General features: G+C 59.9%; 19 protein-coding genes. 8 read left to right on the top strand and 11 right to left on the bottom strand.

The features are described 5' to 3' along the window. Positions 1–45 precede the first annotated feature (45 nt). Positions 46–1,113: an efflux RND transporter periplasmic adaptor subunit gene (locus A8B84_RS10845; protein WP_064229204.1), complete on the top strand. Its 1,068-nt coding sequence runs from the start codon at positions 46–48 to the stop codon at positions 1,111–1,113. Next, positions 1,110–4,340, top strand: a complete 3,231-nt coding sequence (locus A8B84_RS10840; RefSeq protein ID WP_064229203.1) for an efflux RND transporter permease subunit — start codon at positions 1,110–1,112, stop codon at positions 4,338–4,340. Before A8B84_RS10845 ends, A8B84_RS10840 begins: the two co-directional genes overlap by 4 nt. Before the next feature lie 10 nt (positions 4,341–4,350). Here the strand turns inward: A8B84_RS10840 and A8B84_RS10835 are convergent, their stop codons facing one another. Next, complete coding sequence (locus A8B84_RS10835; protein ID WP_064229202.1) at positions 4,351–5,406, bottom strand: GGDEF domain-containing protein; 1,056 nt, start codon at positions 5,404–5,406, stop codon at positions 4,351–4,353. Between the two features lie 119 nt (positions 5,407–5,525). Then, positions 5,526–5,975 carry a potassium channel family protein gene (locus tag A8B84_RS10830; protein ID WP_064229201.1) on the bottom strand — a complete coding sequence of 150 codons (450 nt, stop codon included), beginning with the start codon at positions 5,973–5,975 and terminating at the stop codon, positions 5,526–5,528. Between the two features lie 153 nt (positions 5,976–6,128). On the opposite strand from A8B84_RS10830, the gene A8B84_RS10825 reads away from it, so the two are divergent. From A8B84_RS10825 to A8B84_RS10805, 5 genes are read left to right on the top strand one after another with little or no spacing between them, the layout of a single operon-like run. Beyond that, a complete protein-coding gene (locus A8B84_RS10825) occupies positions 6,129–7,367 on the top strand; it encodes an efflux RND transporter periplasmic adaptor subunit (RefSeq protein ID WP_064229200.1) in 1,239 nt (412 codons plus the stop codon). Beyond that, positions 7,364–10,531: an efflux RND transporter permease subunit gene (locus A8B84_RS10820; protein WP_064229199.1), complete on the top strand. Its 3,168-nt coding sequence runs from the start codon at positions 7,364–7,366 to the stop codon at positions 10,529–10,531. Before A8B84_RS10825 ends, A8B84_RS10820 begins: the two co-directional genes overlap by 4 nt. Before the next feature lie 59 nt (positions 10,532–10,590). Then, positions 10,591–11,274, top strand: coding sequence for an ABC transporter ATP-binding protein (locus A8B84_RS10815; protein WP_064229198.1), 684 nt, complete (start codon positions 10,591–10,593; stop codon positions 11,272–11,274). A gap of 7 nt (positions 11,275–11,281) precedes the next feature. After that, complete coding sequence (locus A8B84_RS10810; protein WP_064229197.1) at positions 11,282–13,552, top strand: FtsX-like permease family protein; 2,271 nt, start codon at positions 11,282–11,284, stop codon at positions 13,550–13,552. Continuing rightward, positions 13,549–14,631, top strand: coding sequence for a lipocalin-like domain-containing protein (locus A8B84_RS10805; RefSeq protein ID WP_064229196.1), 1,083 nt, complete (start codon positions 13,549–13,551; stop codon positions 14,629–14,631). Before A8B84_RS10810 ends, A8B84_RS10805 begins: the two co-directional genes overlap by 4 nt. 17 nt (positions 14,632–14,648) lie before the next feature. On the opposite strand, the gene A8B84_RS10800 is transcribed toward A8B84_RS10805, so the two are convergent. The 9 genes from A8B84_RS10800 to A8B84_RS10760 all read right to left on the bottom strand — a co-directional run bounded on the left by A8B84_RS10800 (position 14,649) and on the right by A8B84_RS10760 (position 22,770). Next, entirely contained in the window at positions 14,649–15,857 is a 1,209-nt protein-coding gene (locus A8B84_RS10800) for an ammonium transporter (protein WP_064229195.1), read from the bottom strand. 222 nt (positions 15,858–16,079) lie between these two features. After that, a complete protein-coding gene (locus A8B84_RS10795) occupies positions 16,080–17,003 on the bottom strand; it encodes a flagellar motor protein MotB (protein WP_064229194.1) in 924 nt (307 codons plus the stop codon). Positions 17,004–17,005: 2 nt separating this feature from the next. Beyond that, positions 17,006–17,776 (bottom strand): flagellar motor protein PomA, encoded by a 771-nt coding sequence (pomA, locus tag A8B84_RS10790; RefSeq protein WP_064229193.1) that lies wholly within the window; start codon positions 17,774–17,776, stop codon positions 17,006–17,008. Positions 17,777–17,844: 68 nt separating this feature from the next. Then, complete coding sequence (locus A8B84_RS10785) at positions 17,845–18,264, bottom strand: YkvA family protein (protein WP_064229192.1); 420 nt, start codon at positions 18,262–18,264, stop codon at positions 17,845–17,847. 78 nt (positions 18,265–18,342) lie between these two features. Next, the gene (locus tag A8B84_RS10780) at positions 18,343–18,600 is read right to left on the bottom strand and encodes a TIGR03643 family protein (protein ID WP_064229191.1); all 258 of its coding nucleotides are present in this window, start codon (positions 18,598–18,600) and stop codon (positions 18,343–18,345) included. A gap of 72 nt (positions 18,601–18,672) precedes the next feature. Beyond that, a complete protein-coding gene (locus tag A8B84_RS10775; RefSeq protein ID WP_064229190.1) occupies positions 18,673–19,266 on the bottom strand; it encodes a tRNA-uridine aminocarboxypropyltransferase in 594 nt (197 codons plus the stop codon). Positions 19,267–19,272: 6 nt separating this feature from the next. Beyond that, positions 19,273–20,934: a phytoene desaturase family protein gene (locus tag A8B84_RS10770; protein WP_064229189.1), complete on the bottom strand. Its 1,662-nt coding sequence runs from the start codon at positions 20,932–20,934 to the stop codon at positions 19,273–19,275. Continuing rightward, complete coding sequence (locus A8B84_RS10765) at positions 20,925–21,431, bottom strand: DUF6231 family protein (RefSeq protein ID WP_064229188.1); 507 nt, start codon at positions 21,429–21,431, stop codon at positions 20,925–20,927. Before A8B84_RS10765 ends, A8B84_RS10770 begins: the two co-directional genes overlap by 10 nt. 16 nt (positions 21,432–21,447) lie before the next feature. Further along, positions 21,448–22,770 carry a DASH family cryptochrome gene (locus tag A8B84_RS10760; protein ID WP_064229187.1) on the bottom strand — a complete coding sequence of 441 codons (1,323 nt, stop codon included), beginning with the start codon at positions 22,768–22,770 and terminating at the stop codon, positions 21,448–21,450. Positions 22,771–22,946: 176 nt separating this feature from the next. Here A8B84_RS10760 and A8B84_RS10755 point away from each other — a divergent pair, with 176 nt between their 5' ends. After that, on the top strand, positions 22,947–24,059 hold the full coding sequence (locus tag A8B84_RS10755; RefSeq protein WP_064229186.1) for an S-(hydroxymethyl)glutathione dehydrogenase/class III alcohol dehydrogenase: 1,113 nt from the start codon (positions 22,947–22,949) through the stop codon (positions 24,057–24,059). Positions 24,060–24,065 lie beyond the last annotated feature (6 nt).

Below are 24,065 nucleotides of genomic sequence, written 5' to 3'. Positions count from 1 at the left end.
GATAACCTTGGGTTCTTACCTCATAACTATAAACGGAGATGCCCGATGGAACGGATAGCCGCTGCGTGTATTGTTGTGGCCTTGATGCTGCAGTCCTCCATTGCGCTGGGCCAAGGCAGTGGCCCGGAGTTGATGGCAGCCACTGCCGAGCGCAGCGAGTTGCAAGAGACCGTGCACCTCGATGGCGTCATTGAAGCCGTGCAGCAGAGTACCGTCTCTGCCCAGACCAGTGGCACCGTCCAGAGCCTGCCCTACGATGTGGACGATTCCGTTGCCGCTGGTGACCTGATTGTTCAGCTGGAGGACAGTGAGCAGCGGTCCCGTTTGCGTCAGGCCCAGGCCGGGTTGGAAGAGGCTGAAGCAGCGTTGGCGGACGCAAGCCAGCGCTTTGAACGTATTGAAGCAGTGCACGAACGGGGTCTGGTGTCCCGGCAGGAGTTCGACCAGGCCCGCAACAACCTGGCCGCCGCCCGGGCAAGGGTGGAACGAGCCAAAGGTGCGGTTTCCGAGGCGCAGGAGCAGCTCTCCTATACCCGCGTGCTGGCTCCCTATGGTGGCATCCTTACTGAGCGCCATGTCGAGGTTGGCGAATCGGTCAATCCCGGTCAGCCGTTGCTCAGTGGATTATCTCTGGAACAGCTTCGTGTTGTGGTGGACCTTCCCCAGAAATACGCCGAACTGGCCCGCACGGAGCGTCAGGCCCAGGTTACCCTGGCCGATGGCCGGGTGCTGGAAACCGGTGAGATGACCTTCTACCCCTATGCCAATCCGCAAACCCACACGTTTCGTCTGCGTATGCGCCTGAGTGAACCCAACGGCTCCCTGTTTCCCGGCATGCTGGTGAAAGTCAGCGTGCCGGTTACCAGCCGGGAGGCTCTGTGGGTGCCGGCCAGCAGCCTGATTCAGCGCAGCGAGCTCAGGGCCGTGTTCGTGCTGGACCAGCAGGATCAGCCCCGGCTGCGGCAGGTACGCACGGGGGTGCGGCAAAACGGCAGGCTGGAGATCCTGGCCGGCCTCAGCGAAGGCGAGCGTGTGGTCACGAACCCCTCCGAGCTGGTGGGCAGCGATCGTTTGAATCCGGCTGAAGGCGCGGTCGAGGAGTCGAATCCGTGAGCCGTGATTTGCCGCCCGTTGGCCCATCCGGGGCCATTGCCCGGGTTTTTCAGAACAACCACCTCACCCCGTTGCTGGCCATTCTGGCGATCATTCTTGGCGTGCTGGCCGTGGTGGTCACGCCCAAAGAGGAAGAGCCCCAGATTGATGTCACCATGGCCGATATCATGGTGGCGTTTCCCGGCGCCAGTACCCGTGAGGTGGAAAGCGCAATAGCAACGCCAGCCGAACAGGTGATGAGCGAGATTCAGGGTGTGGAACACGTCTACTCGGTGTCTCGCCAGGGCCAGGCGGTGATCACAGTTCAGTTTGAGGTGGGCATTCCACGTCAGGAAGCCCTGGTGCGGCTCTACAACCAGGTGTATTCCAACCAGGACTGGCTGCCGGCCAATCTGGGTGCGACCCAGCCGGTGATCAAACCCAGGGGCATCGATGATGTTCCGGTGATGACCCTGACCCTCTACGATCCGGTCAACGGCCACACGGGTGAGGAACTGACCCGCCTGGCGCACATGCTGGAAGTTGCCCTGAAGCGGGTTCCGGGCACCCGGGATGTCTATACCACCGGCGGCATTCCGGATCGCGTGGATATCCGTTTCGATCCGGCGTTGCTGGCTGGCTTCAACCTGACCATCGAGGATATTCGTAACGCCCTGGCTGCGGCCAACACCAGCAGCCAGGAGGCCCGGATTACCCGGGACAACCTGTCGATACCGGTCCAGGCCGGAACGCTTCTGGAAACGGTGGAGGATGTCCGGCGTCTGGTGGTGGGTATGCACAACGGCGCGGCCGTGTACCTGGAAGACGTCGCAGACATTAGCCGGGGTGGCACTGTGGCGGATCAGAGTGTGATGACCGGATTCGGACCGGCCCATGGGGACGGCAAGGCTGGCCAGCCCGGTCAGGTTTACCCGGCGGTTACCCTGGCCATCGCCAAGAAGCCGGGCGAGAACGCCATCAATATCACCACGGCTATTGAAGAGCGTCTGGACCAGTTGCGCAACCGGGCCTTACCGGAATCCGTGGAAGTGCTGGTTACCCGGGACTATGGCGTAACCGCCTCCCAGAAAGCCCGCAAATTGATCACTGATCTGATCTCCGCCACCCTGTGCGTCGTGCTGCTGGTTCTGGCGGCCATGGGCTGGCGCCAGGCGCTGATTGTGGGTATTGCCGTTCTGATTACTCTGCTGCTGACCCTGGTGTTTTCCTGGGCCTGGGGTTTCACCCTGAACCGTGTCTCCCTGTTCGCGCTGATCTTCTCCATCGGCATTCTGGTGGACGATGGCATCGTGATCACCGAGAACATCAACCGGCGGATCCAGAACTCCCGGCGGGCGGTGAAGGACATTATTCCCGTTGCCGTGGACGAGGTGGGCACGCCCACCATCATGGCCAGTCTCACCATCATGGCGGCGCTGATTCCGATGGCGTTTGTCAGTGGCCTGATGGGCCCCTACATGAGCCCGATTCCGATCAACGCCTCGGCCGGTATGGTGCTGTCACAGATTGTCGCCTTTGTGGTGGCGCCCTGGCTGGCCTTCAGGCTTCTAAAGCACAAGAAGGGGGAGCAGGCCGCCGAAGCCGAGGAGGCTTGCAGCTCCGCCGACGGCGTCAGCCCATTGTCCCTGCGAATTTTCCGGACGGTGCTTGGTCCGTTTCTGGGTGATCATCCGTGGCGGCGGCGTCTGCTGGCGCTGGCCGTGGTGTGCCTGACCCTGGCGGCCACCTCGTTGCCGGTATTCCAGGCGGTGATCCTGAAGATGCTGCCCTTCGACAACAAGTCCGAACTGCAGGTGGTGGTGGATATGCCCGAGCGCACGCCCATGGAGCAGACCCAGCGGGTGTTGATGGAAATGGGCAGCCACCTGGAAACGGTGGAGGAAGTGGCCAACTGGCAGACATACGCCGGTACCGCCTCGCCGATCAATTTCAACGGTCTGGTACGGCAGTATTACCTGCGTGGCGACCCCTATCACGGCGATATCCAGATCAATCTTATGGATGAGGAGAGTCGGGACCGGCCGTCCCATGTGATTGCCCAATCTCTCCGGGATCCGCTGACCGAGATCGGTGACCGGTACGGAGCCAGCGTGAAGATTGTCGAGGTGCCACCAGGGCCGCCGGTGCTTTCACCCGTTGTCGCGGAGATCTATGCGGTGGATGAAGACCGACGGGCGGAACTGGCCCGGCAGGTGGCACAAGGCATGACCCGGGTGGATGGCCTGGTGGATATCGATACCACGCTGGAGTCGCCCACACGGCAATGGGAAGTGGTAGTGGACAGGGATCGGGCGGCACGGCTGGGGGTGTCCCAGGCCCAGGTGGTTGCTGCCCTTCAGACGGCCCTGGGCGGAACCAATGTCAGCTTCCTGCATGACGATCATGCCAAGTACCCGGTTCCGATCCGGGTAATTCTGAGCGAAGGCGACAAGGCCCAGCCCTCGGTTTTGTTGTCACTGAACGTGCGCAGTCGCGATGGTGCGCTGGTTCCATTGGCCAGTATTGCCGAGGTTCGTGACGCCGACTGGATGGGCGCGATCTACCACAAGGATCTTTTGCCGGTGACTTACGTTACCGCAGACATGGCGGGCGAGATTGATTCACCGCTGTACGGCATGTTTGCCATGGTTGAGCGTCTGAACCAACAGGAGGGGGCACCGGAACAGTATTTCATTGATCAGCCCCCGTTGCCGGAAAAAGGCACCCTGAAATGGGACGGTGAATGGCAGATCACCTACGAAACGTTCCGGGATATGGGGGCCGCCTACAGCGTCGGCATATTCATGATCTTTGTGTTGCTGGTGGCACAGTTCCGGTCCTATATTCTGCCGCTGGTGATCATGGCGCCCATCCCGCTGACACTGATCGGTATCATGCCCGGTCATGCCCTGTTGGGGCGGGAATTCACCGCCACCAGCATGATCGGCATGATTGCCCTGGCCGGCATCATCGTGCGCAATTCCATCCTGCTGGTGGTGTTCATCCGGCAGTTGATCGAGGAGGGTGTGGAACTGGACGAGGCGGTGGTTCTGGCGGGCGCGGTGCGCATCAAACCCATTGCCCTGACGGCGATTTCGGCGATGGTGGGTGCTTACTTCATTCTGAACGATCCGATCTTTAACGGCCTGGCGATATCACTGGTATTTGGCCTGGCCATGTCCACCTTGCTGACCGTAGTGGTCGTGCCTCTGCTTTACTACACGCTGGCGCGTTGCAAGTGGGTTTGAACCAGGGTTGCTACGCCTGGCAGGGGATAAGAGCGCTGTCAGAACTGATGATCCGGTTACGGCCCGAGTCCTTGGCATGATAGAGATACTGGTCCGCCCGGCCGATCAGGCTGCGCAGATCTGCCCCGTCCGGACCAAACTGGGCAATGCCGCCGCTGATGGTGAGACCGATGGATTGCTCCTGATAAGGAACGGGGTTTGATTCAATCGCATTCCGGATCTTGTCCGCCACCTGATGGGCCTGGTCTGCCGTGGTGTTGGTGAGCAGAATGGCGAACTCCTCGCCTCCCAGCCGGGTGGCAAGATCGGTCGCTCTGAGCGAAGCGCGCAGGGTACTGGCCACATGCCTGAGCGCCAGGTCGCCGGCTTCGTGACCATGCTGATCATTGACCTGTTTGAAGTGATCGAGATCCAGTACCAGCATGGAAAGCGGAGTCCCGTTGCGGAGGCTGCGTTTGCGCTCCTGTTCGAATACATCGCTGAGGCGTGCCCGGTTGGCGAGGCCGGTCAGGGCATCGGTTTGGGCCATTTTCAGCAGGCGGGATTCGGATTGCTCCCGGGTGATCTCGTAAATATGGGAGAACGCGAGGATGGTCAGTGACATCAGCCCCATATTGGCAATTGGCAGGGGCTGCATCATCTCCGGCGCATCGTGATATTTGAAAAAGAAGATCACGGCTGCCGTGCCCATGAACACGGCAGATACCAGCAGGCCCAGGCGCCGACCCATCAGGAGGTGGGAAAGGATGGGAATCAACAGGACCCAGGCGAAGACCGTGGTGGTTGCTCGCGGTGATGTGAATGCGAACATCATGGTGATGCAGAACGGCAGGATAAAGGCGAGAATCCAGCGTTCCAGGTGTCTCGTGTTGCCAATGGCCCAGAAGATGAAAACCGAGTAGCAGGCCATGCCAAGCTCGGCAAAGGCCAGGGGGTAATTCTCTCTCTGGACGTTGAGGGTAAAAAACAGCAGGCCGCTGATGGCGGTAAAGATCAGCAGCGTCTTCAGTACCGCTTTGCGGTAAGGGCGGGCAAGGTGCTTCTGTGATTCCCTGTAGCTTTCCATGAGTCTGGTCTGGATGTCCGGCGCTCTGGGGCGATATGTACAAAGACAGTGCACATGCCGCAAGAAACGGGTATTAGATCAGAATTCGTGCAAAGTAACCGTCAATCTTCGACTAAAGTCTAGCGGGTGGGCCAGTAGCGCTGCATTTCCACGAACAGGAAGGAGGCACTCCAGGTGATCAGAACCAGCCCGGAAAGCGCTTCTATGCCGGTGAGGAAACGCAGTATGCCGAAGGGTTCGATATCCCCGTAGCCGACGGTGGTAAATGTGGTGAAGGAGAAGTAGACGCAGTCCAGGATGCTGCCGCTGAAATTGCCGCCAAGTTCGCCCCAGCCCTCGGCATGGTGCATGAGGTAAAAAGCACCGGCAAAGATCCAGACTTGCAGGGTATGTGCGGCGAGAACGCCGAACACGGCGGCAATCAGCCGGAACCTATGGCTCTGCCGCATTTTCGACAGGAGTCCGCTCAAATTAATCAGTACTTCGTGGTGGATCAGAACCACGACGGCAACGATCAGCCCGTTAATCAGCGTTGCGTTAAGGAGATTGACATGATGTTCTACTGCCAAGATAGATACTCTCCGTTGCCATGAATGAAGGATGCACCGCGTAAAATTGACGCAGGACCCAGGCTTGTCCGATCCGAAAACGAGCCTTGATTGTATAGTAGTCTGAACCTAACAGCCCGACGGGCTTTTTTTACCTTAGCTGGCCAGCAAGTAATGTCCAAACGACTCATTCCCGTATTGATTCTCGCCGTCGGTATCGCCGGTTTTATGATTCTCAAGATGACACGCCCGGAGCCTGCAGAGGTCAGTGCCACCGAGCGGAGTTGGCGTGTTCAGGTTCAGGAGATTGAGCCGGGCACTCACACGCCGGTGTTGCCCCTGTATGGCGAAGTTCTGGCCCCGGAGCAACTGACAGTGACTGCAACCCTGGCAGGCCGTATCGGTGCCCGGCCGGTGACGGAAGGGCAGCGGGTCAATGAGGGCGAGCTTCTGGTGGCATTGGACGAGGCCGATATCCAGCCCGCGTTGGCCCAGGCCGAGGCCCAGGTAAAAGATCTGGAAGCCCAGATCCGATCGGAACAGGTCCGTTACCGGAATGATCAGGCCGCCCTGGCCAGCGAACAGGCCATTCTGGAAAACGCCCGGCGGCAGCTTGAGCGCACCCGGTCGTTGGTGAATCGCAATCTGGCTTCCCGCGAGGCCCTGGAAGCGGCCACAGACGCTGCAGCCAGGGCAGAGCTGACGGTAAATACCCGGCAGCGGGCAATCGAAGAGCATCCGGCGCGGCTTCAGAGCCTTGAGGCGAAGCTGGCGCAGGCGGAGGCGAATCTGGTCAGCACCCGGCGTGATGCCGAACGGGCCCGCATGGCCGCGCCCTTCGATGGCATCGTTACCGATATCCAGGTTGCTGCAGGTGACCAGGTCAGCCGCAATGAACCCCTGCTGTCGCTCTATCCCGTGGATGGCCTGGAACTCAGGGCCAGGGTGCCGGAAATGTTCCGGGCCGAGCTTCTGGATGCCCTGGCGCGCGGGGAAACACTGACCGCGACCAGTGCTGGAGATCAGCACCGGTTCCGGCTGGCGCGCTTTGCCGGAACCAGTGACCCGTCCGGAACCGAAGCCATTCTCGAATTGCAGGGAGACCCCAAGGGCATTCGCCCGGGTGGTTTGATGCCGGTAACGCTTGAGCGGGCGGCGCGGAGTAATACCGTGTCGATTCCGTTCAGCGCCCTCTACGGTGCCGATAGCGTTTACCTGTTGTCATCCGATGGCCGGATGGAGCGAGCCCGGATCGAACGCATTGGCGAAGCGCGGGGCAGGAACGGCGAGCGACGCCTGCTGGTATCCGGTGAAGCCCTGGTGTCTGGCGCGCAACTGATCACCACGCACCTGCCCAATGCAGTCACCGGCCTCAAGGTGGATGTGGCGGATTCCGGAGCGGCGGCGCAATGAGGCGAAGAAAGGGCGTTATCGGTTTTTTCGTTCATCACCGGGTCGCTGCCAATCTGGTGATGCTGGTCATGCTGCTCGGTGGCGTGCTGGCCCTGACCCGCATGAACATCCAGTTCTTCCCCACCTTCGCCCTGGATGTCGTCAGTGTTCGGGTGGTCTGGAGTGGCGCCTCCGCGGAAGACGTGGAACAGGGAATCACGAATCCGCTTGAACAACGCCTGCGCAGTGTGGATGGTCTGAAAAAAATGACCTCCACCTCGGCCCAGGGTGTTTCCTCGATAACGCTCGAATTCGAAGAGGGCACCAACCCGATTCAGGCCCTGGATGATGTTCGCCAGCAGGTGGACGAATTCACCAACTTTCCCGCCGAGGCCGAAGAGCCCCAGGTAACCCGGATAGAACGTTACGAGCCGGTAGCCCGGTTGCTGGTGTTTGGTGATGTTGATCGAAGCGAGCTGCGGCAACTGGCCTACCGGTTTGAGGATGAACTGCTCCAGCGCGGTATCGACCGGGTGTCGATTCGCGGCCTGCCTGAGCAGCAGATCAGTATTGATGTGCCGGTTGAACGGCTGGAGACCCTGGGCCTGTCGCTGGACCAGATTGCCGAACGAGTGGCAGCGATCTCCCGGGATCTGCCTGCAGGCATGATGGCGCAGCAGGATGCCACCCGGGAGCTCCGCGCCGTGGAACAGCGGCGCAGCCCTCAGGAGTTCGAGAACATTCCGGTGCTCAGTGGTGAGAGGATCCAACTGAACCTGGGCGATGTAGCGATCATCCGTCAGGAGGCCCGCGAGAGCCAGGTGACCCTCGAAAAGGACGGCAAGCCTGCGGTTGAGCTGCAACTGCAGCGATCGGAAAATGGCAACTCGCTGGCGGCGGCGAAAGTACTGGAGACCTGGCTGGCAGATACCCGGCCGGTACTGCCGCCGACGGTAAAGCTGGAGGTTTATGATGAGACTTGGCAGCTTCTGGATGACCGTATCTCGCTGCTGGTGAACAATGGCCTGGGTGGCCTGGTACTTGTGGTTTGCCTGCTTTATCTGTTTCTCCCGGGCAGGGTAGCCCTGTGGGTGGCTGTGGGTATTCCGACGGCGTTTTTGGCGGCTATGGCGGTGCTCTGGCTGATTGGGGGCTCGATCAACATGATCTCGCTGTTCGCCCTGATCATGGCTCTGGGGGTGATCGTCGACGATGCCATTGTGGTGGGCGAGGACGCTGACGCCCACGCGCGAATGGGCGAGGAATCGATTTACGCCTCGGAGGGGGCGGCCAAACGCATGGTCTGGCCCGTGCTGGCCTCTTCATTGACCACCGTTGCCGCCTTTATGCCCCTTCTGGTGGTGGGCGGTGTCATCGGCAATATTCTGGGCGATATTCCGCTGGTAATGATCTGCGTTCTGGTCGCTTCCCTTCTTGAGTGTTTCATCGTGCTTCCGGCGCACCTTCGGCATGCCTTTGTGCTCCGGCGCAAGAAAAAAGCGGGGGAGGCAGAACCTGAGCCGAAAAAGCCTGGCCCCGTGGAGCGCTTCCGGCGAGGTTTCGAACAGCGTTTCGACCGTTTCCGGGAAGGCCGGTTTCGGCGGTTTTCCCGTTACAGCCTGCAACACCGGGGCGCCACGGTGGCGAGTGCGGTGGCTTTGGCTATCGTAACGATTGGTCTGCTGGCCGGTGGCCGCCTTGGGTTCAACTTTTTCCCGACACCGGAGCCTTCGGTGTTCTACGCCAATGCCAGCTTCGTGGCCGGCACCGATCGCGGCACGGTGGATGATTTCCTGACTCAGATGCAGCAAACGCTCAATGAAACCGAAGAGGCCTTGGGTGGTAATTTCATTCTGCACGCAGTCACCACCAGGGGCGCAACCCAGGGTGCCGAGGGCAGTTCCCGTAGCGGCGACGAACTCGGTTCGATGATGATCGAACTGGTGCCCTCCGATCGTCGCTCGGTCCGCAACCCGGAATTCATCACCGAGTGGCGCAGCCGGCTGGAGACGCCGGCCGGGCTGGACAACCTGGCCATTTCCGAACGCCAGGCCGGACCGCCGGGCCGGGATGTGAATGTGCGGCTGACGGGCGAGAACGCCGAAGATCTGAAGCGTGCGGCGGATGAACTGGGCCAGGCGCTTTCGACGCTTCCGGGCGTGCTTGATGTTGAAGACGATATGCCGTGGGGCAGGGAACAGCTGATTTATCAGGTCAGCGCCTACGGTGAGGCTCTGGGGCTGACCACCTCTGATCTGGGGCGTCAGCTCAGGGCGGCTTTTGATGGCCGCATTGCCCAGATCTATCAGGATGGCCGTGATGAAGTTGAGGTTCGCGTGCAGCTGCCCCAGGATCAGCGGGAGCAGCTGTCGACCCTGTCGCGCATCACAATCCGGATTCCGGACGGTCGCTTTGTACCCCTGACCCAGGTCATGAATCTGGATCACCGTCAGGGCTTCCAGGCGCTGCGCCATGCCGAGGGTCGGCTGGCGGTGGAGGTTACCTCCGGACTGAACACCCGGGTCAGCACTACGGACCAGATTCTGACCAGCCTTGAGGCAGAGGCGCTGCCGGACATTGCCAGTCGCTACAATGTGCGTTACAGCTTTGAGGGCCGTGCCGCCGACCAGCGGGAGACACTTGGAGACATGCAAACCGGCCTGGTTATCGGTCTGGCGCTCATGTACGTGGTGCTGGCCTGGGTCTTTGCCTCCTGGAGCCTGCCGCTGATCGTCATGGCCATCATTCCATTTGCCCTGGTGGGCGCGTTGCTGGGGCACTGGCTGATGGGTTTGCAGCTGACCATTCTGTCTCTTTTTGGTCTGTTCGGTCTGTCGGGGATTGTGGTCAATAACGCCATTATTCTCGTAGCCTTCTATAACCAGCAGCGAAAAAAGGGCCTGGGTATTACCGATGCGCTCAACGAGGCCGCGGTACAGCGCGTTCGGGCGGTGATGCTGACCTCCCTGACAACCATTGGCGGTCTGTTGCCACTTATGTTCGAGACGTCCCTGCAGGCCCAGTTCCTGATCCCCATGGCCACCTCTATTGCCTTTGGCCTTGGGCTATCGACGTTGCTGGTTTTGTTGGTAATACCCGCGTTGTTGTCCTGGCTGGAGCAGTTCCGCGAGTGGCGTGCGCGCCGGCACGGAACCTATGCTGAGCCTATCGGCGCAGCTGACTGACAAGCAGGCTCCGATTGGCCGGTCAGAGGCGTTGCCTCAAATAGTCAGACAGGAAAACTATGGTGGATTCTTTGCTTTCGGCCCGACGCCTGAACAAGCAGTTTCGAAGTGGTGAGGAGCCCGTGCCGGTGCTTGTGAATCTCTCACTGCATCTTGATGCAGGTGAGTCACTGGCGCTGACCGGTCGCTCGGGTTCCGGTAAAAGCACCCTGTTGAACATCCTGTGTGGCCTGGAAAAACCAGATGCAGGGGTAGTTCATGTGCTCGGCGAGACGTTCGATACCCGGTCAATGGAGGCCGGCAGAAAGGCTGACGCGCGCTGGGGCGATCTACGCCGGCAGCAGATCGGTGTGGTTTTCCAGGAAGCGAATCTGATGCCCGCCCTGTCATTGCTGGACAATGTCCGTTTTCGGGCCCGGCTTGCCGGCCAATCCGAGGATGAGTGTCAGGACTGGCTCGAGCGACTGGGCATCGGCGAGCTTGCAGACCGTTTCCCGGATCAGGTGTCCGGGGGACAGCGCCAGCGCGCGGCACTGGCCATGGTGTTTGCCATGAAGCCGGCCCTGATCCTTGCCGATGAACCCACAGGCAGCCTCGACCGGCATACCGCCGAGGCGGTGATCGGGCAGCTCTTCGATTTGCAGACCCGACACGGTTGCGGTCTGATTCTCGCCACCCACGATCCGGAACTGGCCACCCGCTGCAGCAAGCACCTGGATCTTGCCCATCTGCCGGAAACCTGATCCCGCCATGACCCTGTTGGCCGCTCTGTTCAGCCACTACCGTCGTCACCCTCTCCAGCTGCTGGCATTGGCCGTCATGATCGTGCTGGCCACCATGCTCTGGACTGGCGTTCATCATCTCACCAGCCAGGCCCGGGCCAGTCTCGATCAGAGCGAATCGGCGGTAGCCGAGCGCCAGCAGGTAGTCCGCAGAGATGGTAACCCCGTGACTGTGGACGACTTCGTCGAGCTACGTCGAAAGGGACTGTGTGTCATGCCCTGGCTGGAGATTTCCTCGCCGGAGGGCGAGCGCGTGGTGGGCGTCGACCCTCTGGCAGCCGGCTGTTTTCAGGTTCCTGGGGGGCAAGAGGCACCCTGGGGTGGGGAGCTGGATGGCCGGCCCTTTGTGGATATCAGTGAAGCGGCTGAACTCGACCGCGATCAGGGCAGCGAGCTGTCGTTGCTGATTTCCGAAGATCACACCAGCGGCGATCTGCCGTCCGGCTATCAGCTGGTGCCTTTCAGCGTTGGCCCGGACACCGGCGAGCTGAGTGACAGCTTCCTGCTGAATCTGGATGCCCTGGGGGTTTTGGTTCTCCTGATTACCGCCTTGCTCGTGCGCAGTGTTTATGTGCTCGGGTTGGCCCAGCGTCGGGACAGCTTTGCCCTGTTGCATCGGTTTGGCGTTCCTCAAGGCCGTGTGAATCGCCTGCTCGTTGTCGAGATCCTGATGCTGGCCCTGGTTTGTGTTGTGCCCGGAATCTGGCTTGGCCGCTGGCTGGCCACTGGCCTGGGCAGTGGCTTCGGACAGGCGCTCGAAGGGCTGTTCGATCAGCCGTTGTACGCAGGCCAGGGCGGGAGCTGGCTGGTGCCGCTAGTCATCATGATGGCCGTAGTCCTGGTGGCTTGCCTGGCGGATTTCCTCCGTCCACTGGCCCGGGGGCTTGCGGGAGGCAACCGACGTTCCGGCGGCTTGGTGTTGTTGGTGCTTCTGGCCGGCCTTGCCTTGTCAGTTTGGGTTACGGATCTGCTCTGGCTTTTCATTGCTGTGGCCATGGTATTCGTGGCTGCCGGCATTCTCGCGCCGAGGTTGATTGCCTGGCTTGCAGACTGGCGGTCCGGCCACGACAGGGATCTACAGGCACGATGGCGCCACCGGGAGCTTTCAGTGCTGGCTCGTCGCCTGGCACTGCCATTGGTAGCGCTGCAGTTCGCCATGGCGATGGTTCTGGCGGTGCAGGCACTGGTGACCACTTTTGAAAGCACCTTTGACCGATGGCTTTCTCAGAGACTGGAAGCGGATTATTACATCGAAGTCCCTGAATCAGCGGATCCAACCCTGGCGGTCGACTGGCTCGCTGACCAGCCGGAGCTCGCAGCGTCCGGGCTGTGGCACCGGGTCATTCGGGGCCGGGCAACTCTGCTGGGCGGCAAGGATGAGGGGGATGCCAGAGTTGACGTCTTTGCTATCGGCCCGGTTGGCCCGCTGGTGACCGGTTGGCAGTTGTTTGAATCAGCGCCGCGGCCCTGGCAAAGCCTGCAGCAGGGCCAGGGCGTGATGGTGAATGAACAGCTGGCGCGCCGGCAGGATGTAAAGGTCGGCCAGACCCTGCAGGTAACCCTCGCAAGCCAGTCGTTCGAATTCCCTGTGCTGGCCATCTACCCGGATTATGGGCGTCCCGCCGGCGAGATCCTGATTCATCCTTCGGTTCTTCCTGCAGACTTTGCCGCCGGCTTTCAGAGCCTGTCGATATCGCCGGGCAATCTCTCCATCGAGGACGTGATCGATGGATTGCAGCGGGTATGGCAGGTCGAAGCGTTGACGATCCGGGACAATCGGGCGATTGAGGAACTCGCCTCCGCCATTTTCGATCAGACATTTCTGCTGACCCGGGCCATGACCACCCTGACCCTGGTACTGGCGGCCATCGCGCTGCTGATGATGGGCTGGGTGTTTTTCTCGACCCGGGCCTGGTATTTCCGGCTGCTTGTGGTGTGGGGGCTGTCACGAAGGCAGGCTTCTGCCCAGCTGATCCGGTTGTCGGTGTCGCTGACCGGAGCCGTTGCCCTGTTGGCCCTGCCGCTTGGCGTCTGGCTGACCTGGGTTCTGGTGCATCGGATCAATCCCATCGCGTTTGGCTGGTCCCTGCCGATGGCCGTCTACCCGCGATTCTGGCTGGAGCTCGGTGTGCTCAGCCTGCTGATCGGCCTCAGCATTGCCCTGCTGATGAGCCGCCAGCTGAAATCACCGACGGTCGCACCAGTGAATGCCAATGCGATGGCGGGAGGTGAGCGATGAGGCGCTGGATCTTCATCTGCTTCGCCGTGGTTCTGGCCGGGTGTTCGGAACCACAGCAGGAGGCAGGGTTTGCCGGACTGGCCGGTGTCGCAGAAAACGAATCCGGCGTGCCTTTTTTGCAGCCCGGCCCGGGAGACCGGCTGACATTTCCTGGTGATTTCGGCCCCCACCCGCAGCATCGGATTGAGTGGTGGTACCTCACTGCCAATCTGAAGACCGCGGATGAAGAGCCATTGGGCCTGCAATGGACACAGTTCCGCCAGGCAATCAAGCCGAGGCCGGCAGGCGCTGAGCTCCCGGACGCAATTAACTGGCCCCTGGAAGCGGCCTGGATGGCCCATGCTGCGGTGAGCTTTGATGCCCAACATTACTTCGCGGAGAAATTGGCCCGGGGCGATGTCGGCCATGCCGGCGCGCGGGCAGCGCCTTTGGCTGTCTGGCTGGACGACTGGCAGCTTGAGGCTGGCTCCGGCAATGAAGTCTGGCGGTTGAAGGTGGCGGCGGACGGTTGGTCCTACGACTTATCCCTCTCGGTCAATGGCGAGCCTGTTGCCCACGGCGATAACGGCTTTAGCGCCAAGTCTGCGGGTGGTGAGGGTTCCATGTATTTCAGCCTGGTGGACCTGCAGATAGAGGGCACCGTCACCCTTGGCGACCAGACGTTGGAGGTCACAGGAAAGGGCTGGTTTGATCGGGAGTGGAGCAGCCAGTTTCTCAAATCCGGCCAGCAGGGCTGGGACTGGTTCGCCTTGCATCTGGACTCGGGTGACAAGCTGATGGCTTTCCGGCTCAGAGAGGACGATGGTGCCTTTCGGGCAGGTACCTGGATTCCAGACAAGGGTGAGCCGGTTGCGCTTCAGCCCGACCAGCTCCGCCTTCACCCAACCAATCCAGAGGCTGAGGGTTTTCCCCGCCAGTGGCGTCTGGAAGTGCCGGATTACGGAGTGAATCTGGAGGTGTCGGCACCTCCTGGAGACTATCTGAATAGTGGGCTCTACCCGTACTGGGAGAGCCCGGTTTCCGTATCCGGCAGCCATGGGGGCGTTGGCTACATGGAACTGACCGGATACGGCGAGTGAGCCGGAGCTGAACCGGGTTATTCGACCGCGTTTGCACCAATCCGGTGAATGCTCAGATCCGCCCCGTTGAACTCTTCCTCCTCGGTGAGGCGCAAGCCGGAGATGGCGTTGATTGCTCCATAAACTATCAGGCCGCCAACAAAGGCCACCACAACGCCGGCCACTGAGCCAATGATCTGTGACATCAGGCTGACACCGCCCAGGCCACCGAGCGCTTCCTGACCAAAAATGCCGCAGGCAATCGCGCCCCAGACACCACAAACACCGTGCAGGGGCCAGACACCCAGAACATCGTCCAGCCGTTCGATTTTGGCCTGCGCCCATTCAAACAGGTAAACGAAGATGGCGCCTGCTACGCCGCCAGTCACGAGAGCGCCTACCGGATGCATCAGGTCAGAGCCGGCACATACCGCCACCAGTCCCGCTAGCGGGCCGTTGTGGATAAAGCCCGGGTCCTTGCGGCCCAGCAGCATGGAGACGAGGATGCCGCCGACCATGGCCATCAGGCTGTTCACGGCCACCAGGCCGCTGATGCCGTCCAGGGTCTGGGCCGACATGACGTTGAAGCCAAACCAGCCGACGGTCAGAATCCAGGCGCCCAGGGCGAGGAAGGGGATGTTGGAGGGGGCAAAGGCCACCACCTTGCCGTTGCGGTAGCGCCCATTTCGTGCACCCAGAACCAGTACGGCCGCCAGGGCGATCCAGCCGCCCACCGCGTGCACTACAACGGAGCCGGCAAAGTCGTGGAAGGATGCACCAAACTGGCTCTCCAGCCAGCCCTGGAAACCATAGTTGCCGTTCCAGATCAGCCCCTCAAAGAAGGGATAGATAAAGGCGACAATCAGGCCTGAGGCAATCAGCATCGGGTAGAACTTGGCGCGTTCGGCAATACCGCCGGACACGATGGCGGGAATGGCCGCGGCGAACGTCATCAGGAAGAAAAACTTCACCAGATCATAGCCGTTGGCAGCAGTGAGCTCGGCGGCGCCGCTCATGAAATGGCTGCCGTAGGCGATGTAATAGCCGATAAAGAAGTAGGCCACGGCGGAGATGCCGAAGTCGGTCATGATCTTGACGAGGGCATTGACCTGGTTCTTGTGGCGAACAGTGCCCACTTCCAGGAAGGCAAAGCCGGCATGCATGGCCAGCACCATAATGGCGCCGATAAGGATGAACAGCGTGTTGGCGCTTTCGGTCAGGGTATGTACTGCACTCGTGATGTCCACGGGTTTTCGCTCCTGATGTTGTGTGTCCGGCCTCTATCGGACCGTTTACGTTGGCTTGTGCATTGTTGAGGTGCAGCTGAAGCAAGAGCTGTTCCAAAACAAGGCATATCAAGAGCTGAAGGGCAGTTGAGGGGGCTTTCAGAAATGTGAGGTACTATTTTCACTCTAATAATGCACTCATACTGTGCGTTTTAGCGTGTAGCGCACCAAAATAGATTGCGCTTACCAACTGATTTCGTTTGGTGTCGAGCTGTCGGATTCGGATTCGATCCCGAGGCTGGATTTGGCATCATCCGATTCGGACTGGATCAGTTCCCGAAGGCGTACTTCCTGTTCCTGCATCGGGCCGGAGAGATCAATGATGATTTCCACGCGCCGGTTCTTGGCGCGGTTCTCTGCAGAGGTGTTGGGTACCCGCGGCTCGGTATCCGCCAGACCGGTGACGGACAGACGCGTGGGTTCCACCTGGTCCCGGGCAACCAGAACGTTGGCAACGGCTGCTGAACGGGCGGCGGAGAGGTCCCAGTTACTGTAAAAACGGTCGGTCCGGATAGGCACGTTGTCGGTGTGTCCCTCGATCGTCAGGTCACCGGGAATGCCTTCAATTACCTCCGCCATATCCAGCAGCAGGCCCTCGAATTCCCAGGTCAGCTGAGCCGAGCCCGAAGGGAAAGAACCTTTTTCCTCAACCCGAATCACGATTCGCCGCTGATCCTCGCTCACATTGATGCGCCCATCGGCGATTGCAGGTTCCAGAACTTGCAGGATCTCGTCCATTGTTTCCTGCAGCTGTTCCTCCATGGCGGCTTCAACGGCCATGTCGGTGGGGCTTTTCAGGGTCTGAAGTTCCGGGTCGTCCTCGGTGGTGGTCTGTTTGACCTCGTTGACCACGGTAGGCTCTGGCGGTGCGGGCGAAAACTTGTCGAAGATGGGGGTGGTGCCCTTGGGGATTTCCAGGGCGGGCACGTCCCGCTGAACGCCGAAGGCCTTGGAGAGTTCACCGGCGATCTGCTTGAACTTCTGGGCGTCGATCTCCGAAAAGGACAGCAGCAGAACGAAGAAGCACATCAGCAGGGACATAAGATCAGCGAAGGTAACAACCCACGCCGGAATCCCCGGTTTTTCCTCTTCTGGCAACTCGTCCATGGTTACGCGCCTTCTGCTTCGGCCACTTTTTCACGTTCCTTGGGCGGCAGGTAGCTTGAAAGCATCTGCTCGATGATGCGTGGGTTGGTGCCCTCCTGGATGGCCACCAGGGCATCAATGTACAGCGACTGCATGCGCGCTTCCTCGGTCATTCGCAGAGAAAGCTTGTCGGCAATCGGGGTGGCAATCATGGTGGCGATCATGGCGCCATAGAGGGTGGTCAGCAGGGCGACAGCCATGGCCGGGCCGATAGACTTGGGGTCTTCCATGTTCGAAAGCATCTGCACCAGGCCAATCAGGGTGCCGATCATGCCCATGGCCGGAGCCACATCGGCCATGGCCGTGAACACCTTGGCGCCGGAACGGTTGTGGTCGAGGGTCATCAGCCGCTCTTTGTTCAGGAGTTCCTTGATGGTTTTGCTGTCCTGCCCGTCCACCAGCATCTGGATACCCTGGGCCAGGAAGGGGCTGCTGATCTCTCGGTCTTCCAAGCCAAGAACCCCTTCCTTACGAGCCACGTTGGCGATGTCCACCAGCTCTTCAATGCTTGCCTGGGTTTCCGGTAGCTTGAACTTGAAGGCGCGGGCAGCGGCTTTAAAAGCGCCCAGGAACTGAGCAAAGCTGAACTTGGCCAGAACAACCAGCATAGTGCCGCCGATAACGATCAGCAGGGATGGTGGGTTGATGAAAACGGACGGAGAGACGCCAAGAATAACAGCCGAAGCAATGAGCAAAATTGCGCCAACAAGACCGATAAGAGTGGCGAAATCCACGGTATCTCCAGATTTGGTTTGAGCGAGGCTGAGAAGGGGTGTGAGATTACCTTCAGATCAGAATTTAATCAATTCGTCTGATGGGTTCTTTCCAGTTCTTCCTGCTGTTCTTTCCAGGCAGCATAGCGGTGAATATCGGACTCCACCAGTTTCAGGCACAGCGCTACAACGCCGGCGTCGTCCACCAGTCCGAATCCGAAAATCAGGTCGGGAATTACATCGAGGGGGTTCATCACATAGATCAGCGCGCCCGCCACCGCTGCGATCGTTTTCCACGGAACGCTCCGGTAATTGCCGTACCAGTAATCGCGGATCATCGAAAACATCAGCTTGATGTCGGCGCTGAAACGAGACAGTTTGCCGCTGCCTTTCACTTTCTCTTCAATACTGCGCTGGCGGTCCAGCAGCGTTTCCAGATCCGCCCGATGAACCTTGCTCGCCTCGGCGTCCAACTGTTTGCGGGCGTTTTTCTGGTTGAACAATGCCATCGAGAGGGTTCCTCACTTGCTTGATGCCTGAATGCTCATGATCGCGCAGCTTCGTCGTCAATGCCAATGGCAAGGCGTTTATCGGTGCTTGTACTGGGTCGGGCAATAGCCGCGGTTTACACCCTCAGGCCGTAGCTGGCGATGTTTGGTGTTGCGCCCGGTTACCCGCTTGCGCCAGAGCCGGAAGCTGGCCGGCTTGAGCTCGCGACGCATCAGGCGGATGACATCCTTTTCGCGAAGGCCATAGAGGGCTTCGATGGCCTCGAAGGGTGTGCGGTCCTCCCACGCCATTTCGATGATGCGGGAGAGGTCTGCCGGGTCAAATTGCTTGGACATGGGCTGCTCTCGGTTTTGATCAGGTTTCCGGAGATTACGTGCGGACCGGGCGCTCGTCTCACCCGGCCGGGTTTATTGATAGTGCTTGTGCAGCCGGGCCGGGATCTGGGCGAACTGTTTGTCCACCAGTGTACGCATTGCCCTGGAAATGGGCCGGGTATCCAGGCCCGGCTCCACCACGTTGAGCAGATAGGCGACCGCCTCTGCTGTGGCCAGATGATGCGAGCCAGGAGCCTTGCGGATGGTGTAGGCAGACGCTGGAGGACTGGCGAAATGGAAGCGGGGCAGCGACGCCAGTGCCGGGTTCTGGTGAAGGATTCTGGCAGCCTTGCGCCAGGTGCCGTCGAGAATCATCCAGTGGTCGATATGGCTCAGATCTGAGGATTCGAGGGTGTCGCTGCCGGGCCCCGGAAACAGCAGGGCTGAATTCCCGGTTACAGTGTCGGTTTCGAAACCGGCCTCACGGAAATCCTCCGGCGTCTCGCCGCAGAAAACTTCCAGGTTTTTAAGGGACTGGCACAGTATGCGGACCGTACCTTTGGGGTGGCCAACTTCCGTTGGATGCTGGAGCACCGACACCCTGGTGCGGTTGGGCACGGGGGCGCAGGCCTCGCAGACACAGATATTGCGGTGCATGCCGCAATCGGCACAGATCGGTCTGGGCAACCCCTGTCACCCCACGAAAATGCGTTTCGCCAACCCGGCGCCGCGCCAGCCCTGAATGGCGAGGGTGCTGACCAGACCACCAATCATCGCACCCACTACGCCACAGGTGAGGATATCCTGGCCGGTGAGATACAGCCCGGGAATATCGGTTTTCGGTTTCAGCCAGTCCTGCTCAAAGCGCTCCGGGTTGTGGTCCAGACCGTACAGCTCGCCCCGGCCGTAACGGCAGAACCAGGCGGTGGAGAGCGGCGTGGAGGTTTCCACGTAATCCACTTTTCCCCTTAGCTGGGGCAGCTTCTCGTACATCACTTCCAGCAACTGGTCAGTGATTTTCTGTTTTAGAGTCTGGTAGTCTTCGCCCCGCTTGCCCCAGATGGTGTCCTGCCAGGGTTCGAACATCTCCCAGGTGGTCGGTGCCACAATCTCGATGGTGGAGGTGCCCGGCCAACGGTTCTGGTAATCCGGATCCTTGGCAGCCGGGAAGGAGATATACACCACCGGAAACTCGGTGTTTTCCGGGTCATCCAGGAACTGTTGCACGTTGTCGTCGTGATCGGCGCTGGGATAGATCCAGAAATTGGTGCGGGGCAGGCCGAGTGCTTCCGGCGTGCCTTTCAGGCCGATATAAAGCCCGATGTGGGGCATGGAGGGAATAATGTGCCGGCGTTTGCTCTTGTAGCCAACCTTTTCCGCCGCATCGGCTGGCAGCAGTTTTTCGAAGGTGTTGATTACACCGGCGTTGCTGATGACCATCGGTGCCCGGATTTGCTCGCCATCGGCCATGCGCACGCCGGTTGCCTTGCCTTTCTCCACCAGGATGTCGGTGACGTCGGCGTAGGTGAATACCTCGCCGCCAGGCTGCTGAATGACAGGAATAATGGTTTTCGCGATCTCCGAGGCACCGCCGACGGGATAGAAACCGCCGTAGAGGTAGTGCTTGGCGATCAAGGCATGAACCATGAAACTCGATTGCCTGGGCGTGACGCCGCAATCGCCCCACTGGCCGGTTATGGCACCGATCAGTTCCTGGTTGTCGGTCAATTCGCTCAGAACTTCCCAGGTTGTTTTGTTAAAACAGTTCGGCAGGGCCACATCCAGACCTTTGTGTACTATCGGACTCAGAACCCCGGGTGTCAGCTTGGAGAGTGTATACCACTGCATGCCATCCGCCACCTTGCCCAGCAGTTTCACATACTTGTCGATGGCCTCCTGCTCATCCGGGAAGGCATCCAGCAATGAGAGCCGCAGCCCTTCCTTGCCGGCCCGCAAATTCACGACCTTGTCACCCAGAAAGAACCGGTCGTAGTTCTCGTCCATGGGTGCCCATTCCAGCTTGCCGTCGGTGATGTAATCGAACAGCCTGCGCCCCAGGGTGTGGGGAGAGCCCATGTCGCCGATGTAATGGACGCCCACGTCCCACTCGTAGCCGTTTCGGGCATAGCTGTGGGTATAGCCGCCGGCGGTGTAATGCTGTTCAAGCACCAGGACTTTCTTGCCGGCTTTCGCCAGGCACGCGGCTGTTGTCAGCCCGCCGATGCCGGAGCCGATCACAATGGCGTCGTAGGGGCCTTTCAGCCGATTGGCCCGGTACCGGGTGCCGATCCGGATCGTGCTCGGTTTGAGTTTCTGGGAGGACGGACTGTTCACTACCGCGCTTTCTACCACCATGCTTTGCCCCACATTTCCGGATTGGCCCAGTTCTCTGGATTGTTCCAGGCCCGTTTGTGGTTGTAAGTATCCAGATTGTAGGTATACAGCGTGAGTGCGCCGTTATCATTTTCCAGTTCGGCATGGCGACGAAAGCCGAGGCCGATGAAATCGGTAAAGGCCCAGTCAGGAGTCTCTCCCACCAGAACGGCAATCTGATGGGTGCCGTAATTCCTGAGCTGCCCCAAAAGTAGAGCGCCCTCATCGTGGGGCAGATGCTCCAGAGTTTCGGTGACCAGAGCCAAGTCTACGACCCTTTCGAGCACCAGGCTGGCGTTCGGATCGGATGTGTCCAGGGTGTGCACGTCCACACCTTCCTGGTGTTTCTGCCAGATTCGCGACATTTCGGTTGCCAGGCTGCCGCAGCTCAGCAAGGTTGCCGGTGAGCTGGTGTCGATGATGCGGGCCAGGGTTTCCCTTGCTGTGCTGGTGCTTTCGTTGTCGGTCCGATTCGTCATGGCTATTTGCCTTTTACTACAGGGGCCAGTCTGCCGCATCCACTGTGTGTAAACCTACGGGCTGTTCCGCGTGTCCGCCCCAGCGGTCAATGAAGGTGCCGGTGGGATCGTACTGTTGCGTCTGTTTTTCCAGATTGAACTGCCGCAGGCCTCTCGGGTCCGCCCCTACGCCAGCCAGGTACTGCCAGTTGCCGTAGTTGCTCCCCACATCATAGTCGATCAACTGCTCCTCGAACCATGCCGCCCCGTAACGCCAGTCCAGGCCCAGTTCATTAATGAAACAGCTTGCCACCAGTTGCCGGGCCCGATTGCTCATGTAACCGGTTTCCCGCAGCTGATTCATGGCCGCGTTTACGATCGGGTATTCTGTGTTGCCCTGGCACCAGGCCTTGAAACGGTGGCCGTAGAATGTGCCATGCCGACGTTTGCGCTGGACGCCATCCCGGCGGAACAGGTTGGCGCCGTGTTTCAGGGCGTACCAGTAGAAGTATTCCCGCCACAGCAGTTCGAACCAGAGCCAGTAGGTGGACTCGTTTTTGGTCTCACTGGCTTCATATTCGGTGATGGTTTCTGCCACTTCCCGAACCGAGAGGCACCCGTTGGCCAGCCAGGGCGAGAACTTGGAGGAGGCATCCCAGCTATCCAGAGCGTTGCGGGTCTCTTTGTAGCGGTCGATGCTGTGATTGTCGTAGAGAAATTCCTTCAGCCGACCCAGGCCTGCCGCTTCACCGCCCATGAACTGCAACGGCTGCATCGGCTCTGGTATGGGCGGGCAGTCGCCCCGGTTGTCTTCCGGAAAGCCGGGCGGTGGGGGCAGGGCCGTCAGCGTGCGAATCCTCAACCGTTCTGAGCAGCGTTCACCGGTTTTCTCAACCTGCTTGCGGAACTGGGAAAAGGTATCCGGCAAATCCTCGAGAGCCATCGGCAGGGAGCCCTCGGTGAACATGCTCAGTGTCTCGAATTGCTGGAACAGGGTCTTGGGCAGTTTGTCCTTGATGGCTCGCCACTGGCCGGCTTCCCGGGTGCCCGGCAGGCGGGAGCGAACGATGCGCTCAATGCTGTGAGCGTGGGCAAGTTCCGGGATGACCGTTTCCGGCTCGCCATAGGCAATGTGGAGTCTTTGCCCCAACGGCCGAAGGCTTCGTTCAAGGGCCATCAGGCTTTGCCAGAGAAAACGCCAGCGGTGGTCGCCCATGGCTTTGCTTTGCAGGGGGCCGGGTGCGAACCAGCGCGGATCCACCACGTAGACGCAGAGCAGCATGTCGGACTTTGAAGCGGCCAGCAGAGCGGCGTTGTCGTGCAGGCGAAGGTCCCGTGTAAACCAGTAAAGCGTGTGCAACGTAAGAGCTCCTCAACCTTTTGATTCTGCCCTGTAGATACGCTCCAGATCCAGAAAAGATTTCGGAGCCTCTGAATCGCAACATGCCCACTGCCAAGTCGGCTAGAATGAGTCAAACAGTCACGGCTGAAAGGCCGTAACCAAATACCTGCGCCATAGCAATCAAGGAGCCGAAAGTGATCAAATCCCGTGCCGCGGTGGCCTTTGAAGCCAACAAACCGCTAGAAATCGTCGAAGTTGACGTTGCACCGCCCCAGGAGGGCGAGGTTCTGGTGCGCATCGTTGCCACTGGTGTCTGTCACACCGACGCCTACACGCTCTCCGGTGCCGATCCGGAAGGCCTGTTCCCCACCATTCTGGGTCACGAAGGAGGCGGCATTGTCGAAGCCGTTGGGCCGGGCGTAAAAAACCTGGAAGTAGGGGATCATGTCATTCCCCTGTATACGGCTGAGTGCGGCGAGTGCAAATTCTGTACATCCGGTAAAACCAACCTGTGTGGCGCTGTTCGTGCAACCCAGGGTAAGGGCGTGATGCCGGACGGTACCTCCCGCTTCTCCTACAATGGCCAGCCGCTGTATCACTACATGGGATGTTCGACGTTCTCCGAGTACACCGTACTGCCGGAAATCTCCCTGGCCAAGATCCCCAAGGAAGCGCCCCTGGACAAGGTTTGCCTGCTCGGCTGCGGCGTGACCACAGGTATCGGTGCGGTGCTGAACACCGCCAAGGTCGAGGAAGGCGCAACCGTAGCCATCTTCGGTCTCGGCGGTATCGGCCTGGCGGCGATCATTGGCGCCAAAATGGCCAAGGCCGGCCGGATCATCGGGGTCGACATCAACCCGGGTAAATTCGACATCGCCAAGCAGCTGGGTGCCACCGATGTGGTCAATCCCAATGACTATGACAAGCCGATTCAGGAAGTGATTGTCGAGATGACCGATGGTGGCGCCGACTACACCTTCGAGTGCGTGGGTAATGTGAAGCTGATGCGAGCGGCGCTCGAGGCCTGTCACAAAGGTTGGGGCGAATCCACCATCATCGGTGTTGCCGGTGCCGGTGAGGAAATCAGTACCCGCCCGTTCCAGTTGGTGACGGGTCGCGTCTGGCGTGGCTCAGCCTTCGGCGGTGTAAAAGGTCGCACCGAACTGCCGGGCTACGTGGAGAAAGCCGAGAGGGGCGAGATTCCGCTGGATGTGTTCATTACCCATGAAATGCCGTTGGAAGACATCAACAAGGCGTTTGACCTGATGCATGAGGGTAAGAGCATCCGGACGGTTATTCATTTCTAAACTGAT

Source organism: Marinobacter sp. EhC06, from assembly GCF_001650915.1.
Classification (GTDB): domain Bacteria; phylum Pseudomonadota; class Gammaproteobacteria; order Pseudomonadales; family Oleiphilaceae; genus Marinobacter.
This window is presented reverse-complemented; position numbering and strand designations above follow the sequence as displayed.

Bases quoted from the DNA above. Each gene is read 5' to 3' on its own strand.
- A8B84_RS10785 (WP_064229192.1), bottom strand. From the start codon at position 18,264: ATGGCATTGTTCAACCAGAAAAACGCCCGCAAACAGTTGGACGCCGAG.
- A8B84_RS10815 (WP_064229198.1), top strand. From the start codon at position 10,591: ATGGTGGATTCTTTGCTTTCGGCCCGACGCCTGAACAAGCAGTTTCGA.
- A8B84_RS10805 (WP_064229196.1), top strand. From the start codon at position 13,549: ATGAGGCGCTGGATCTTCATCTGCTTCGCCGTGGTTCTGGCCGGGTGT.
- A8B84_RS10825 (WP_064229200.1), top strand. From the start codon at position 6,129: ATGTCCAAACGACTCATTCCCGTATTGATTCTCGCCGTCGGTATCGCC.
- A8B84_RS10780 (WP_064229191.1), bottom strand. From the start codon at position 18,600: ATGTCCAAGCAATTTGACCCGGCAGACCTCTCCCGCATCATCGAAATG.
- A8B84_RS10810 (WP_064229197.1), top strand. From the start codon at position 11,282: ATGACCCTGTTGGCCGCTCTGTTCAGCCACTACCGTCGTCACCCTCTC.
- A8B84_RS10795 (WP_064229194.1), bottom strand. From the start codon at position 17,003: ATGGACGAGTTGCCAGAAGAGGAAAAACCGGGGATTCCGGCGTGGGTT.
- A8B84_RS10765 (WP_064229188.1), bottom strand. From the start codon at position 21,431: ATGACGAATCGGACCGACAACGAAAGCACCAGCACAGCAAGGGAAACC.
- A8B84_RS10770 (WP_064229189.1), bottom strand. From the start codon at position 20,934: ATGGTGGTAGAAAGCGCGGTAGTGAACAGTCCGTCCTCCCAGAAACTC.
- A8B84_RS10845 (WP_064229204.1), top strand. From the start codon at position 46: ATGGAACGGATAGCCGCTGCGTGTATTGTTGTGGCCTTGATGCTGCAG.
- A8B84_RS10820 (WP_064229199.1), top strand. From the start codon at position 7,364: ATGAGGCGAAGAAAGGGCGTTATCGGTTTTTTCGTTCATCACCGGGTC.
- A8B84_RS10835 (WP_064229202.1), bottom strand. From the start codon at position 5,406: ATGGAAAGCTACAGGGAATCACAGAAGCACCTTGCCCGCCCTTACCGC.